This is a genomic window from Paracoccus sp. J56 (assembly GCF_019633685.1).
Taxonomy (GTDB): Bacteria; Pseudomonadota; Alphaproteobacteria; order Rhodobacterales; family Rhodobacteraceae; genus Paracoccus; species Paracoccus kondratievae.
On sequence record NZ_JAFL01000001.1, the window covers coordinates 1 to 14,431 of the forward strand.

Below are 14,431 nucleotides of genomic sequence, written 5' to 3' on the forward strand. Positions count from 1 at the left end.
CAGAACATATGTCCTGACCGTCGCTATAACACTCATCGTCGCAGGGCTCGCACTGCTCGAAAAAAAACACAAAAAATTACTCGAACGCTAAAGAAAAAGCGGTATATCCGCTCCAGACCGGCGGAATGCCGCAAGGGCTGTGGATTGACCCTAGACCTTCGCTCATCTTGCTGACATGAGCCATGGCGCACAGCAGGAAATCGGGAAAAGACAATGAAGATACTCCTTGTGGGCGCAGGTCTGTCTGGCGCAGTGATCGGACGTCAATTGGCCGAAGCAGGCCATGATTGCCGCATCATCGACAGCCGTTCGCATATCGGCGGCAACTGCCATACCGAACGGGACAGCGAAACCGGCGTCATGCTGCACGTCTATGGGCCGCATATCTTCCATACCGACGACGAAGGCGTCTGGAACTATGTCAACCGCTTTGCCGAGTTCATGCCGTTCCAGAACCGGGTCAAGACCACCTCACAGGATGCGGTCTATTCCCTGCCGGTGAACCTGCACACCATCAACCAGTTCTTCGGCAAGACCCTGCGCCCGGACGAGGCGCGCGCCTTTATCGAAAGCAAGGCCGACAGCTCGATCACCGATCCGCAGACATTCGAGGAACAGGCGCTGCGCTTTGTCGGTCGCGAACTCTATGAGGCGTTTTTCAAGGGCTATACCGAAAAACAATGGGGCTGCTCGCCTCAGGATCTGCCTGCGAGCATCCTCAAGCGCTTGCCGGTTCGCTTTAACTATGACGACAACTATTTCTTCCACCGTTTCCAGGGCATGCCGCGCGAAGGCTATACGGCGCTGATCGCCGGGATTCTTGACCATCCGCGCATCACAGTCGAGCTTGAGACCACCTTTACGCCTGCTATGGCCGAAGAGGCCGACCACGTCTTCTGGTCGGGGCCGCTTGACGGTTATTTCGACTATAGCCTTGGCCGGCTGGGCTATCGCACGCTGGACTTTGAGCGTTTCACCTATCAGGGCGACTATCAGGGCTGCGCAGTGATGAACTATGGCGACCGAGAGGTGCCATGGACCCGTATCACCGAGCACAAGCACTTCTCGCCTTGGGAAAGCCACGTGGGCAGCACCTGCTACCGCGAATATTCGCGTGCAGCTGAGCCAGAAGACATCCCCTATTACCCGATCCGGCTGGTCGAAGAGAAATCGCTGCTGGAAGAGTATGTAAGGCTGGCCGAGGCCCAGAAGAGCGTAACCTTTGTGGGCCGACTTGGCACCTATCGCTATCTCGATATGGATGTGACCATCCGCGAGGCGCTGGACACGGCCGAGACATTCCTTACCTCAGCGCAGACGGGGCAGCAGATGCCAACCTTTGCCAAGTCTCCGCTGTAAATCGCTGCAAATCATAAGGTGCGGCTGAAAAGCCGCGCCCTTTTCAAGCTGAGCCGCCCCTCATTGCGCGCAATCCTGCCCAGGCATCCAGCCAGATTGTGCCTTGCTGAACCTCGCGCCCCAGTTCAGCGGCCCCCCCTATTGTACTTGGCTTGGTGGGGTACTCCTACCTCGGGTGATGCGGCTACCCGCATTGCGTAAGCTGACGAATATCGCTCTGGAGTTCAGATCCCGGAATCACGGCCCGGGCACGGAGATGGTGGGACACGATCGCCTACGGGCGAGCAGGAAGTCTCTGTCTTGGGCCGCCCACGCCATGTCGGAACGAACAGGGAGCAAAGAATGAAGGTGGGACGCCGATTCTACCGGGGGGATCAGAGACCGCGACCAGCCGCAGAAAGTCAAGCGATCTCAATTGGTACCCGAGGTCGGACTCGAACCGACATGCCTTGCGGCGGCGGATTTTGAATCCGCTGCGTCTACCATTCCGCCACTCGGGCAAACTATTGCCTGTCGGGGATTTAGAACAGAACCCGTATCCGGCGCAAGGGGCGCTCTCAATATGTCTCTCAACATTCTTGCTCTGTGCGTGTTCCGTTCCACGCCCCACCGCCAAAGATCATGGCCTGCGTGATCAGGTTCTCGCAGAGCGGTTATAAATGATCCAACCCGATGTCGGTCATTTAACGCAAATAAGCCACCAACCACGGGATGCCATCGTGCCAGTTTACGGCGCACACATCAGGCACCTGAAACCGGCCCTATAATAGCGTCGGGAAACCGTCCTCGCCGCCGCAGCCCAAGAAAAACCACCATAGCAATCCGTCACCGGAAAGGCTCAGAAAGACGTCGCCCGGACGCGCAGCAGCGAGACCGGGGCGACGCGTCATTCACAGATTCGCGCTTAGGCGTTGCTGAATTTGGCCAGCCGCGCATCGCGCAGCTGCGCGAAATCGTCACCGGCATGATAGGACGAACGGGTCAGCGGCGTGGCCGAAACCATCAGGAAACCTTTGCCGTAAGCCGCCTTTTCATAGCTTTTGAACTCGTCGGGCGTAACGAACCGGTCCACCCGATGGTGCTTGGAGGTCGGCTGCAGATACTGGCCGATGGTAATGAAATCGACATCGGCAGCGCGCATATCATCCATAACCTGCAGCACAGCCTGGCGATCCTCACCCAGCCCCACCATGATCCCCGATTTGGTGAACATGGTCGGATCAAGCTCTTTCACCCGCTGCAACAGGCGCAGACTGTGGAAATAGCGTGCGCCGGGCCGGACCGAGGGGTAAAGCCCCGGCACAGTCTCAAGATTGTGGTTAAAGACGTCGGGCCGTGCTGCGACCACGGTCTCAAGCGCACCCGGTTTCGACTTCAGAAAGTCAGGCGTCAGTACCTCGATCGTCGAATTGGGCGAGCGATGACGGATGGCCCGGATGGTCTGGGCGAAATGCTCGGCCCCGCCATCATCCAGATCGTCACGGTCGACCGAGGTAATGACGACGTGCTTCAGCCCCAGCTTCTGCACGGCATGGGCAACGCGGCCAGGCTCAAACGCGTCCAGCGCATTCGGCTTGCCGGTCATCACATTGCAGAAGGAACAGCCACGGGTGCAGATCTCGCCCATGATCATCATGGTGGCGTGACCCTGGCTCCAACATTCGCCGACGTTCGGACAGCCGGCCTCTTCGCAGACGGTCGAAAGGCGGTTGTTGCGCAGGATGTCACGGGTATCCTTGTAACCCTGACTGGTCGGTGCCTTGACCCGGATCCAGTCCGGTTTCTTCGGCTGGGGCTGGTCGGGACGGTGGGCCTTTTCGGGGTGGCGCAGAACCGGGGGCATATCCGCCATGTCGGCATCCTTTGCTGTAGGTCAGCCAAACTTACGGTTTTTTCAGCCCTTGATCAACGCCAATACAGGGTGCATCTATACGCCCCGATGCCGCATCGCAGCATCACAGAATAAGAGGGAGGAGCCGATGACGAAAGGACGAAAGGACAAAAGATGAAACCAGGCGATCAGCTTCCCCAAGTGACCTTCAGGACCCGGGTACGCGACGAATCCGTCGGCGGGCCGAACCCCTATCGCTGGCAGGACATGACCACCGACGATTACTTCAAGGGTAAGCGCGTGGTGCTGTTCTCGTTGCCCGGGGCCTTTACGCCCACCTGCTCAACCTACCAGCTGCCGGGCTTTGAGAAAGCCGCTGCCGAGATGGCCGAACTGGGGATCGAGGCGATCTATTGCCTGTCGGTCAATGACAGCTTTGTCATGAACCAATGGGCCAAGGCGCAGGACCTGAAAAACGTCAAGGTCATCCCCGATGGCTCGGGCGAGTTCACCGAAAAAGTCGGCATGCTGGTGCGCAAGGATAACCTTGGCTTCGGCGCCCGTAGCTGGCGCTATGCCGCAGTCGTCAACAACGGCCAGATCGAAGCCTGGTTCGAAGAGCCCGGCCGCATGGACGATTGCCCCGAGGATCCCTATGGTGTCAGTTCGCCGGAAACGGTTCTCGACTGGCTGCGCGCCAATCCGGCCAAAGTTGCCGCCTGAACGCACCACCTCATTTCAGCACGTGAAAAGGGCGCCATTACGGCGCCCTTTTTCCCCCTGCGGTCCATACCTGCCATCCCCGGCCCAATGATCAGCCGATCAGCGGTGCTCCGGGACCGTATGTTTCGCGGTAGTGACGTTCGAGCCGCATCAGGGCAAGCCGCAGCACGATCTTGCCTGACCGGGCCGACCAGCCAAGCCGCCGCTCGGTCATCTCGATCCCTTCGAGAAAGCAGCAGACACGCAGGCACATATCGCCCAGCCCCGGCCCAAGTTCACGCAAGGCTGCCGCAACGCGGTTGCGCGCGCCCTCCGATCCGCCGCTATACCCCACGGACTGGCGCGAGACATCAGCCCCGGCAGTCAGAAAGCGATCCCAGTTCTGGGTAACTCGCGGCCCCATCTGCGCAAGCTCAAAGTCCTCACGCAGACGCTCGCCCGCTGCGACCTGTTCAGAGGACAGAAAGGGTAGCCCATCAGAACCGCGCCGGCGTGCCAGCACTAACAGCGGGCTGTCGGCGATATTGATCCGGGTCCGGCGACGGCGGCCATCCTCGGGATCGGTGATCTCTCGTTCTTCCCACTGCCGATGTTGATCGGCATGGCTGGAATCGGCCTCTGTCGCAGGACGAACCGGGGTCGCCAGCACGAAATCCTCACCCGTCGGCAAAGCGGTGCCGCGCCGTGCCGAGACGATGGCCCGCAGAACCTCGCGCCCCTCGGCAGAGAGGACATAACGGTTGACCCTGCCCTGCCCCTGCAACTGGACCCATGCGCGGATCGCCATATGCTCGGCCAGTTCGCGGTCAAGGATCGCTGTACGGATATCGTCACGAATAACAATGGCCTTGTCCATGCCCTCGGCCACCACCAGTTGCGCACCCGGCTCGGCAAGCCGGCGCAGAATGCGCGCGATCTGCCGCATGCCTGTCCTGCCCGGCGCAACCATAGGCCTGCCCTCAGGGCCCGCCGCCACCCGCTCGACCGCACGATCAACCAAGGGATCATCCCTTCGCGCCTCGAAACGACGGATGCGGCGCAGGATGGTCGAGGCATGGCAGCCTGCCTCGCGCGCCAGTGATCGGATCGTCTCCCCCCCTTCGACATGGCGCAGATATAGCTGCAGATCAGCGTCTTTGGCCGGTTGGCCATGTTGGGGTTCGGACGGATTTCGAGCCGTGGCGTCGACGCCGGCGGGTATGGCGGCAACCAAGGCGTCCGGGGCGAAATCTCCCGTCACAATCGTCATGGTCATTCCTTCGCTTCCTGCAGACAAGCGGGCATCTGCTCATCCATGGGTTGTTTTCTCATCCCTGTCCCTTGGAACCGGGTCAGGCGGAGATGCGGCAATATTTGCTAATAATTCCTAAAGAATTCTTGCCGCTGCGTGCGCACGACAGCACCCAACCGCAACACGCGTCAAAATTGCAGATGATCACGGCGAGTTTGACGGGCCGAGGGAAACCCCATGACAATGATGAGCAATGTGATCGCTTTTGTGCCGCGCCGCGAGACGCCGACCTTGCGTCGGCCACGCCCCCTCGTGCGGGCAGCGCAAGCCGGGCTTAAGAGCTGGAACCGAAGACGCGATCTGCGGCGCCTTCTGAAATGCGACAACCTGCCGTCGCCGGGCACCGCCATGACCCGTTTACTGGCCGAAGAGAACCGGATCGACCAGTTTCGCCGCACGGGGCAGGCAGGATATGACCCGCATCGCCATATCCTGCTGCTGATTGCCATTCTGGCTGAATGCGCTGAGGCCGCACCGCGTCCCCTGGCGCAAGCACTCATTTGCCCCTGAAAAGGCTCCCCAGAACCCCGCGCACCAATGCCTGGCCGGTCTTGGTGCCCAATTGCCGCGCAAGGCTTTTGCCAAAGGTCACGGCAATCGAGTCGCTGTTCGATCTGGAACCAGAGCTTGCGCGGGGCCGGGGTTTGTCGGGGATCTGAAGGCCGGGGTTATAGCGACGCCCGCGATTATGTTCGCGGCCCATCTGCCACAGATCATCATCGTCGCTGCGGCCCGCACCAGCGGTAGCCCCTGCCCCTGCGCTATCCACAGCCGCAGCCTCGGCGCGTTTAGCCAGCAGTTCGGCCGCTGATTCCCGGTCAAGCGATTTACCGTATTTCAGCGCCATTGGCGATTGAGTGTTGATCGCAGCGCGCTCGGCATCTTCGATCGGGCCAAGCTGCGACAGAGGCGGGCGGATCAGGGTGCGCTGGACAATGCCGGGCACGCCCTTGGCCTCAAGAAACGAGGTCACGGCCTCGCCCGTCCCGACAGATTGGATCGCCTCGGAAGTATCGAATTCAGGGTTTGGGCGATAGTTCTGGGCAGCCAGCCGCAAAGCCTTCTGATCCTTTGCGGTAAAGGCACGCAAGGCGTGCTGCACCCGGTTGCCCAGTTGGCCCAGCACCGATTCGGGCAGGTCAGCGGGATTCTGACTGATGAACCACAGGCTGACCCCCTTGGAGCGGATCAGCCGCGCCACCTGCTCGATCTTGTCGATCAGCGCGGGCGGGGCATCGTCAAACAGCAGATGCGCCTCATCAAAGAAAAAGGCAATGCGCGGTTTGTCGGGGTCGCCCACTTCCGGCAACTGCTCGAACAGTTCGGACATCAGCCACAAAAGGAACGTCGCATACAGACGCGGCGCATTCATCAGCCTTTCAGCCGAAAGAATATTGATCATCCCCTTGCCCGAGGCATCGGGCCGCATCAGATCGGCCAGTTCAAGCGCCGGCTCTCCGAACAGCAGATCGCCGCCTTCGTTCTGCAAAACCATCAGAGCGCGTTGAATCGCCCCAACCGAGGCGGTCGAGACATTGCCGTATTTCAGGCTCAGCTCTTTGGCGTTCTGGCCTACCCAGACCAGCATCGCCTGCAGGTCCTTCATGTCGAGAAGCGCCAGCCCCTCTTCATCGGCGACACGAAAGGCGATGTTCATCACCCCCTCTTGCGCGTCGGTCAGCCCCATCAGCCGCGACAAAAGCAGGGGGCCCATCTCGGCCGGAGTGGTGCGGACCGGGTGACCACGTTTGCCCCAGATATCCCAGAATGTGACCGGGAATTCCTGATAATCCAGCTCGACCCCGATCTGTTCGGCACGTTTCTGGAAACTTTCGTGCAGCTTGCCTTCCGCCCGGCCAGGTTTGGCAATACCGGCAAGGTCGCCTTTTACGTCCGCAAGAAACACCGGTACCCCGGCACGGGAAAAGGATTCGGCCAGGGTTTGCAGCGTCACCGTCTTTCCGGTCCCGGTCGCCCCCGCAATCAGCCCGTGGCGATTGGCGTATTTCAACAGCAGCTGTTGCGGCTCGGCATGATTCGCGCCACCACCGCCCACGAATACCGTTCCGGCCTCCAGATCGACGATTTCGGTCATTCTTCCTCCATGTGGATCGGCAGAAAAGTGCAACACACGACGAAAGGACAATACCTTGCCGACGATTTTGTGCCAGTCTGTTCCTTGCCGGACCATGCAAATGCGCATGATCCGGCTTCCTCCCTGTTGGACTGCCGCGCCTTAGGGCGCGGCTTTTTTCATCGCCGTTGCCTGCGATTTTGCCAGATAATGCCCCCGTCATAACTCTGTCACAGCTTGTCTATTAGGATAGTTGACGCCATTGCGCGCGCCCTCTAGCTTTCCGCACAATGATGACCGGCCAGTCCGGCAGGGAAGGTAAGTATCGGGACCCCGGAATGCAGGGATGACCTGCGTTCCGGGGTCCTTGCCTTCCCGGGTCTGTCTGCGAAACCTCCTGCAAATCCAGCATTTCTGGCATTGCCAACGCAAAGGTGACGTGACGGGATGCGATGTGCCCTGACAATCCCGGACACAAATGCTAGGAGCAAGTCCGATGCATGGACCAAAGGAAGAGAACATGGTCAACAGGACATCCGCGACCCTGACCGCCGCCCTTCTTGCCATGGCGGTTTCCGCCTCTGGCGTGATGGCGCAAGACGCGAGCACCGAGACCCCGGCCCAGCCCGCTGCCGAAGCCCCCGCGGCCGAAGCACCCGCCCCTGCCGCCTCTGGCTCGGAAACGCCTGCCGCTGAGGCCCCTGCCGCAGCTCCGGCTGCTGAGGCTCCTGCCGCGCAGGCGCCCACACTGGCCGAACCGCCGACTGAAGAGAATGCTCAGGTCGGCCAGCCCTATGCCAAATCGACCCATGGCGACTGGACGCTGCGCTGCATGAAGACGCAAGAGGGCAAGGATCCCTGCGAGCTTTACCAACTGCTCAAGGATCAGGAAGGCGCCCCGGTGGCGGAGGCGTCGATCATTCCGATGACCGGCAATGTCCAGGCCGTGATCACCTTTATCGCGCCGCTGGAGACCGACCTGCAGGCGGGTCTGGGAATGCAGATCGATGCCGGCAAAGAGGCGCGCTATCCCTTCATGCTGTGCGCCCGCGTCGGCTGCATCTCGCGTATCGGTCTGGCCGATGGCGAGCTTGCTCCGATGAAACGCGGCAAGGCGGCGACCATCAGCGTCCTGCCCTTTGGCGCCCCGAAAGAACAGCTGGTCAAGCTGCCCATGTCGCTTTCGGGCTTTACCGCTGGCATGACCGCTCTGGCCGAAGCGAACAAGGATATCGCCGCGCCGGCCGCCGCGCCTCAGCAGTAATCCGAATAAGGAAAGGGGCGCCAGAACGGCGCCCCTTTTTGCAATGGGCCGGGGATTTCCCGGCCCTTTTTCATATGCTTATTCCACCGGCAGGGCGACAAAGCGCGGCTCACCCGCACGACGCACCATGACGAGGATCGACTTGCGACCGGCCTCGCGCGCCTCTTTGATGCGCGCCTCAAGATCAGCAAGCGCAGCGACAGGCTGCTGACCGGCCTCGGTGATCACATCGCCCGCGACCAGCCCCTTATCGGCGGCTGCGCCCGAAGGATCGACCGATTGCACAACCAGCCCTTTCATGTCACGCGACATGCCAAGCTCGGCGGCGATCTCCGGCGTCAGCGGTGCCAGCGTCATGCCCATCACATCGCTGGTCGCCTCGGCCGCGCTGTCCACCTTGCCACTGCCTGTGCCTTCGGCCAGCTCACGACGGCCAAGGGTCACCTTCAGATCAACGGGTTCGCCACCACGCTGAACGACGACATCAACCGCTTCTCCGACCGGGGCGTCGGCAACGCGGCGCACCAGATCACGCGGATCCTTGACCTCGCCACCGTCAAAGCTGGTGATCACATCGCCCGCCTTCATGCCCGCATCTGCTGCCGGGCCGGGCGGCACATCGGTCACCATCGCGCCCTTGGCCTCGGACAGGCCCAGCGATTCGGCGATGTCATCGGTCACCGGCTGAATCTTGACGCCCAGCCAGCCGCGACGGGTCTCGCCGAACTCTTCAAGCTGCTCCACGACCTTGCTGACCACATTCGACGCCATCGAGAAGCCGATCCCGATCGAGCCCCCGTTCGGAGACAGGATCGCGGTGTTCACCCCGATCACCTCGCCAGCCATATTGAACAGCGGCCCACCCGAGTTGCCGCGGTTGATAGCGGCGTCGGTCTGGATAAAGTCGTCATAGGTGCCCGACAGCGCGCGATTGCGGGCCGAGACGATCCCGGTCGAGGCCGAGAACCCCTGCCCCAGCGGATTGCCAAGCGCCAGCACCCAGTCACCGACCCGCATCTTGTCGCTATCGCCGAACTTGACGAAGGGCAGCGGCTCCGGGCTTTCAACCTTGAGGACGGCGATATCGGTCTTGTCGTCCTTGCCGATCACCTTGGCCGGCAGGGTCTTGCCCGAGAAGAATTCGACTTCGATCTCATCCGCGCCGTCGATGACGTGGTTGTTGGTAACGATCAGCCCCTCGGACGAGACGACAAAACCCGAACCAAGCGCGTTCGAGCGCTGCTCGGTCTGCGGGCCGCCGTCAAAGGGGCTTTCACCCTGCGGGAAACCGGGAAAGCCGAATTCGCGGAACAGGTCGCGGAAGGGGCTGCCTTCGGGCAGTTGCAGCCCGCGGCCAAGCGGCGCCGAAACTGTTGCGGTCGTGGTGATATTCACCACCGCAGGGCTGACCTGTTCGACCAGATCGGCAAAGCTTTCCGGCATGACCCGGTCCTTGCGGGCCTGGCTGTCGGGCGCGGTCAGCGGCTGGTTTTCATTGGCGGCCTGCTGCGCAGCCTCTGCCCCGGGGGTCGCGGCCTCCTGCGCGAATGCCGGCGACAATGCCATGATCAGCGCAAGGCCGGATGCAGTCAGGAAATGGCGGGAAAAGGGTCTGTTCATCTGGATCATCTCCATTCCGTGCCGGGACGGCACATCAGGCGCCCTGGCAATATGTTCATGTTCAAGGGGATTTTCGCTCCCGGTGCAAATGAACCACGCTCGCAAAGAATGAACTGATCGTGACTTGCCCGCAATGGCAGGCGCAGACACCCGAATAAAAAAGGTTCCGCGCCCAAAAGACGCGGAACAGGTGCCATCGCAGCGATGATTCCTAGTTCAGCAGCGGCGCTTCGCCCGCGCAAAGCAGGGTTACGGTCGTCGAATTGCCGTGCATTTCAATTTCCGTCACCTCTAACGGGCGCAGGTCCATTCCGCAGCCCAGCATCTCGACCTGGGCCGGACCCTGAAAGGTCAGGTCCAGGAGCGCGAGCAGCGCATCGGCCCGCAGATCGGCCTGAAACCCGCCCGCGATGCGCCGCACGGCGGTCGGTGCGACGCGGCGGGTACCGAAGATCAGCTCAATCCCGGAAGCCGCGCCCGGTGACAGCGGACCTTTGCGGACAGGCCCGGCAGCGGATGACAGGGATACGATACGCGCCATCAGCTGCACCCGCTTGTCGCGCCGCAGGTGTTGCACTTCATGCAGGTCCCGTTGCGGACCAGCGTATAATTGCCACACTCGCCGCAGGGATCGCCCTCATAGCCCTGCATCCGCGCCTTGGTCCGCGCATCCATCGTGGCGACCCCGGCCGAGGCAATCGCCACGCCCTCGGCCGCCGTCACCGCCGTGACCGAAACACCGCTTTGCAGCATCATCAGATCCTGCGGCAGGCGCTTGCGCAGATAACCAGTCGAGCTGATCTGCTTGAGCATCTCAAGCGAGCGCGAAGCGCCTTCGCTGACCGGGGTGACGTTCGGCTGGCTTTCCGCCTCACCGCTGCCCAGATCATCAAAGCGCGCGCCCTGCGGCTTTACATGCGCCAGATCGGTACGGTCGAGATAGCTGATCGCCAGTTCGCGGAACACATAGTCAAGGATCGAGGTCGCGTTCTTGATGCTGTCATTGCCCTGCACCATCCCTGCCGGCTCGAACCGGGTAAAGGTAAAGGCGTCGACAAACTCTTCCAGCGGCACGCCATATTGCAGGCCGACCGACACGGCGATGGCGAAATTGTTCATCATCGCCCGGAAGCCCGCACCTTCCTTGTGCATGTCGATGAAGATCTCGCCCAGCTTGCCGTCGTCATATTCGCCGGTGCGCAGATAGACCTTATGCCCGCCGACAGTCGCCTTCTGGGTATAGCCCTTGCGGCGATGGGGCAGCTTTTCACGATGGCTTCGCACGGCCTCTTTGACGATGATCTTTTCGACCACCTTTTCAGCCAGAACGGCGGCCTTTTCCTGCGGATTGCCCGAGGCCAGGACCTCTTCAGCCTCCTCATCATCCTCGACCAGCGCCGAGGCCAGCGGCTGCGACAGTTTCGAACCGTCACGGTAAAGCGCATTGGCCTTGATGCCCAGGGACCAGCTCAGCTCATAGGCGGCCAGCGCATCGGCGATCGTAGCGTTGTTCGGCATGTTGATGGTCTTGGAGATCGCGCCCGAGATAAAGCTCTGCGCCGCCGCCATCATGCGGATATGGCTTTCCACCGAAAGATAACGCTGCCCCTTCTTGCCGCAGGGGTTGGCGCAGTCGAAGACCGGGTAATGTTCGGGCTTCAGATGCGGCGCACCTTCCAGCGTCATGGTGCCGCAGACATGGTCATTGGCGGCCTCGATCTGCGCACGGGTAAAGCCAAGGTGGCGCAGCAGATCAAATGTCGGATCGTTCAGCTTTTCGGCCGGAATACCCAGCGTCTCGCGGCAGAAATCCTCGCCCAGCGTCCATTGGTTAAAGACAAAGCGGATATCAAAGGCCGAGGCCAGCGCCGCGTCGATCTTTTCCAGTTCGCGCGGGCCAAAACCATGGCCGACAAGGCTGGCATGATTGATGCCGGGGCAATTGCCAAGGCTGGCATGGCCGACGGCATAGGCGATGATCTCTTCGATCTGGGCCGAGCTGTAGCCAAGCCCGTCAAGCGCCGCAGGGACCGAGCGGTTGATGATCTTGAAGTAACCGCCGCCGGCCAGCTTCTTGAACTTTACCAGCGCGAAATCGGGCTCGATGCCGGTGGTGTCGCAATCCATCACCAGACCGATGGTTCCTGTCGGGGCGATAACGGTGGCCTGCGCGTTGCGATAGCCATGGGCCTCGCCCAGGGTCAGCGCCTCATCCCAGGCACCCTGCGCCAGCGCGACCAGGCGCTGATCAGGGCAGTTCGCGGCGTCAAGTTCGACCGGGCGAACATTCACGCCGTCATAGCTGCCGGTGCCATAGGCCGCAGCGCGGTGGTTGCGGATCACCCGCAGCATGGCCGCCGAGTTCTTCTTATAGCGCGGGAACGGGCCCAGCTCTGCCGCCATCTCGGCCGAGGTGGCATAGGCTACACCGGTCATGATCGCACTCAGCGCCCCGCACAGCGCGCGGCCCTGATCGCTGTCATAGCCAAGGCCCATGTTCATCAGCAGCCCGCCGATATTGGCATAGCCAAGCCCAAGGGTGCGATAGTCATAGCTGCGCTGCGCAATCTCCTTGCTGGGGAACTGCGCCATCAGGACCGAAATTTCCAGCGTGACGGTCCACAGCCGGCTGGCATGAACATAGCCATCTGCGTCGAACTCTTTGCCGGTCCAGAAGCTCAGCAGGTTCATCGACGCCAGGTTGCAGGCCGTGTCATCCAGGAACATGTATTCGCTGCACGGGTTCGAGGCGCGGATCTGACCATCCTCGGGGCAGGTGTGCCAGGCGTTGATCGTGTCATGAAACTGCACGCCCGGATCGGCGCAGGCCCAGGCAGCATGGCCGATCTGGTCCCACAGCTCGCGCGCCGAGACGGTCTTGGCCACCTTGCCGTCGGTCCTGCGGACCAGCTCCCACGGCAGATCCTCCCGGACCGCGCGCAGGAACGCGTCAGTCACGCGCACCGAGTTGTTCGAGTTCTGGCCCGAGACGCTGATATAAGCCTCAGAGTCCCAGTCGGTGTCGTAGGTCGGAAACTCGATCGAATCAAAGCCTTGGCGGGCATATTGAAGAACCCGGTTGATATAGGTCTCCGGGATCATCACGCGCTTGGCTGAACGGATCGCCGTCTTCAGCGCGGCGTTGCGGACCGGGTCGGTCGCGTCCTCGACGCTGCCGTCCCATTCCCGGATCGCGGCAAAGATGGCGTTCAGCTTTTGCTCATGCATCTTGGAGCCAGCCACCAGAGAGGCGACCTTCTGCTCTTCGATAACCTTCCAGTTGATGAACTGCTCGATGTCGGGGTGATCCATGTCGCAGATCACCATCTTTGCCGCGCGCCGGGTCGTCCCGCCCGATTTGATTGCGCCGGCTGCGCGGTCCCCGATCTTCAGAAAGCCCATAAGCCCCGAAGATTTCCCGCCGCCCGACAGTTTCTCGCCCTCCCCTCGCAGGGACGAAAAATTGGTGCCCGTACCCGAGCCGTATTTGAACAGCCGCGCCTCGCGGACCCACAGGTCCATGATGCCGCCCTCATTCACCAGATCGTCGGCGACGGACTGGATAAAGCAGGCATGGGGCTGAGGATGTTCATAGGCGCTGTCCGACCGGACCAGCTTACCCGTCTTGTAATCAACATAGAAATGGCCCTGACCGGGACCGTCGATCCCATATGCCCAATGCAGCCCGGTGTTGAACCACTGCGGGCTGTTCGGCGCGCCCATCTGGGTCGCCAGCATATAGCGCATCTCGTCGTAATAGGCGCGTGCGTCTTCCTCGGTCGAGAAATAGCCGCCCTTCCAGCCCCAATAAGCCCAGGCACCTGCCAGACGGTCAAAGACCTGACGGGCGCTCGTCTCACCGCCAAAGCGTTCCTCGGCAGGCAGTTTCGCCAGCGCCTCTTCGTCAGGGACCGAGCGCCAAAGGAATTCCGGTACGCCCTTTTCCTTGACGCGCTTAAGCCGCGCCGGCACCCCGGCCTTGCGGAAATATTTCTGGGCGATGACGTCCGAGGCGACCTGGCTCCAGCCCTGAGGCACCTCGACCGACTCATTGCGGAAGACGACCTTGCCGTCGGGGTTGCGGATTTCGCTGGTGGTGGTGGTAAACGAAAGCGCGCCGTAAGCTCCGCTCTCGGCCGTGGTAAAGCGCCGTTCGATCCGCATGCCCTGACTGTCCCCTCGTTTCTTCGGGGATGCACGCGCGACCCTCCCATCCGGCGCGACAGCGCACCGGTCAGGCGGCCGGATCGTCCGACACCCCGAAAGTTT

Annotated in this window: 10 protein-coding genes and 1 tRNA gene; 4 read left to right on the forward strand and 7 right to left on the reverse strand. The window is 61.5% G+C overall.

Translation table 11 applies throughout. The features are described 5' to 3' along the window. Positions 1-213: 213 nt before the first annotated feature. Complete coding sequence (gene glf / locus M511_RS00005; protein WP_085501054.1) at positions 214-1,359, forward strand: UDP-galactopyranose mutase; 1,146 nt, start codon at positions 214-216, stop codon at positions 1,357-1,359. 416 nt (positions 1,360-1,775) lie between these two features. On the opposite strand, the gene M511_RS00010 is transcribed toward glf, so the two are convergent. Then, a tRNA-Leu gene (locus M511_RS00010) sits at positions 1,776-1,859 on the reverse strand. Between the two features lie 404 nt (positions 1,860-2,263). After that, positions 2,264-3,211: a lipoyl synthase gene (lipA, locus tag M511_RS00015; protein WP_010392269.1), complete on the reverse strand. Its 948-nt coding sequence runs from the start codon at positions 3,209-3,211 to the stop codon at positions 2,264-2,266. A gap of 153 nt (positions 3,212-3,364) precedes the next feature. Here lipA and M511_RS00020 point away from each other — a divergent pair, with 153 nt between their 5' ends. Further along, a complete protein-coding gene (locus M511_RS00020; protein WP_010392270.1) occupies positions 3,365-3,913 on the forward strand; it encodes a peroxiredoxin in 549 nt (182 codons plus the stop codon). A 91-nt stretch (positions 3,914-4,004) separates the two neighbouring features. Here M511_RS00020 and M511_RS00025 read toward each other — a convergent pair whose 3' ends face one another. Beyond that, complete coding sequence (locus M511_RS00025; RefSeq protein ID WP_010392272.1) at positions 4,005-5,168, reverse strand: DUF6456 domain-containing protein; 1,164 nt, start codon at positions 5,166-5,168, stop codon at positions 4,005-4,007. A 213-nt stretch (positions 5,169-5,381) separates the two neighbouring features. Here M511_RS00025 and M511_RS00030 point away from each other — a divergent pair, with 213 nt between their 5' ends. Beyond that, a complete protein-coding gene (locus M511_RS00030) occupies positions 5,382-5,714 on the forward strand; it encodes a DUF6477 family protein (RefSeq protein ID WP_227493344.1) in 333 nt (110 codons plus the stop codon). Here M511_RS00030 and M511_RS00035 read toward each other — a convergent pair. Continuing rightward, complete coding sequence (locus tag M511_RS00035) at positions 5,701-7,299, reverse strand: helicase HerA-like domain-containing protein (RefSeq protein ID WP_085501055.1); 1,599 nt, start codon at positions 7,297-7,299, stop codon at positions 5,701-5,703. The two genes, M511_RS00030 and M511_RS00035, sit on opposite strands and share 14 nt — an antisense overlap. Before the next feature lie 499 nt (positions 7,300-7,798). On the opposite strand from M511_RS00035, the gene M511_RS00040 reads away from it, so the two are divergent. After that, on the forward strand, positions 7,799-8,542 hold the full coding sequence (locus tag M511_RS00040) for an invasion associated locus B family protein (protein WP_237701475.1): 744 nt from the start codon (positions 7,799-7,801) through the stop codon (positions 8,540-8,542). Between the two features lie 78 nt (positions 8,543-8,620). Here the strand turns inward: M511_RS00040 and M511_RS00045 are convergent, their stop codons facing one another. The 3 genes from M511_RS00045 to M511_RS00055 form a co-directional block, all read right to left on the reverse strand. Beyond that, on the reverse strand, positions 8,621-10,162 hold the full coding sequence (locus M511_RS00045) for a DegQ family serine endoprotease (RefSeq protein WP_040601632.1): 1,542 nt from the start codon (positions 10,160-10,162) through the stop codon (positions 8,621-8,623). A gap of 211 nt (positions 10,163-10,373) precedes the next feature. Then, the gene (locus tag M511_RS00050) at positions 10,374-10,703 is read right to left on the reverse strand and encodes a hypothetical protein (protein ID WP_085501164.1); all 330 of its coding nucleotides are present in this window, start codon (positions 10,701-10,703) and stop codon (positions 10,374-10,376) included. After that, positions 10,703-14,326: a vitamin B12-dependent ribonucleotide reductase gene (locus M511_RS00055; protein ID WP_085501056.1), complete on the reverse strand. Its 3,624-nt coding sequence runs from the start codon at positions 14,324-14,326 to the stop codon at positions 10,703-10,705. Before M511_RS00055 ends, M511_RS00050 begins: the two co-directional genes overlap by 1 nt. Between the last annotated feature and the right edge of the window lie 105 nt (positions 14,327-14,431).

Coding starts and splice junctions, on each gene's coding strand:
- M511_RS00050 (WP_085501164.1), bottom strand. CDS start 10,703: ATGGCGCGTATCGTATCCCTGTCATCCGCTGCCGGGCCTGTCCGCAAA.
- glf (WP_085501054.1), top strand. CDS start 214: ATGAAGATACTCCTTGTGGGCGCAGGTCTGTCTGGCGCAGTGATCGGA.
- M511_RS00025 (WP_010392272.1), bottom strand. CDS start 5,168: ATGACCATGACGATTGTGACGGGAGATTTCGCCCCGGACGCCTTGGTT.
- M511_RS00035 (WP_085501055.1), bottom strand. CDS start 7,299: ATGACCGAAATCGTCGATCTGGAGGCCGGAACGGTATTCGTGGGCGGT.
- M511_RS00040 (WP_237701475.1), top strand. CDS start 7,799: ATGGTCAACAGGACATCCGCGACCCTGACCGCCGCCCTTCTTGCCATG.
- M511_RS00030 (WP_227493344.1), top strand. CDS start 5,382: ATGACAATGATGAGCAATGTGATCGCTTTTGTGCCGCGCCGCGAGACG.
- M511_RS00020 (WP_010392270.1), top strand. CDS start 3,365: ATGAAACCAGGCGATCAGCTTCCCCAAGTGACCTTCAGGACCCGGGTA.
- M511_RS00045 (WP_040601632.1), bottom strand. CDS start 10,162: ATGAACAGACCCTTTTCCCGCCATTTCCTGACTGCATCCGGCCTTGCG.
- M511_RS00055 (WP_085501056.1), bottom strand. CDS start 14,326: ATGCGGATCGAACGGCGCTTTACCACGGCCGAGAGCGGAGCTTACGGC.
- lipA (WP_010392269.1), bottom strand. CDS start 3,211: ATGGCGGATATGCCCCCGGTTCTGCGCCACCCCGAAAAGGCCCACCGT.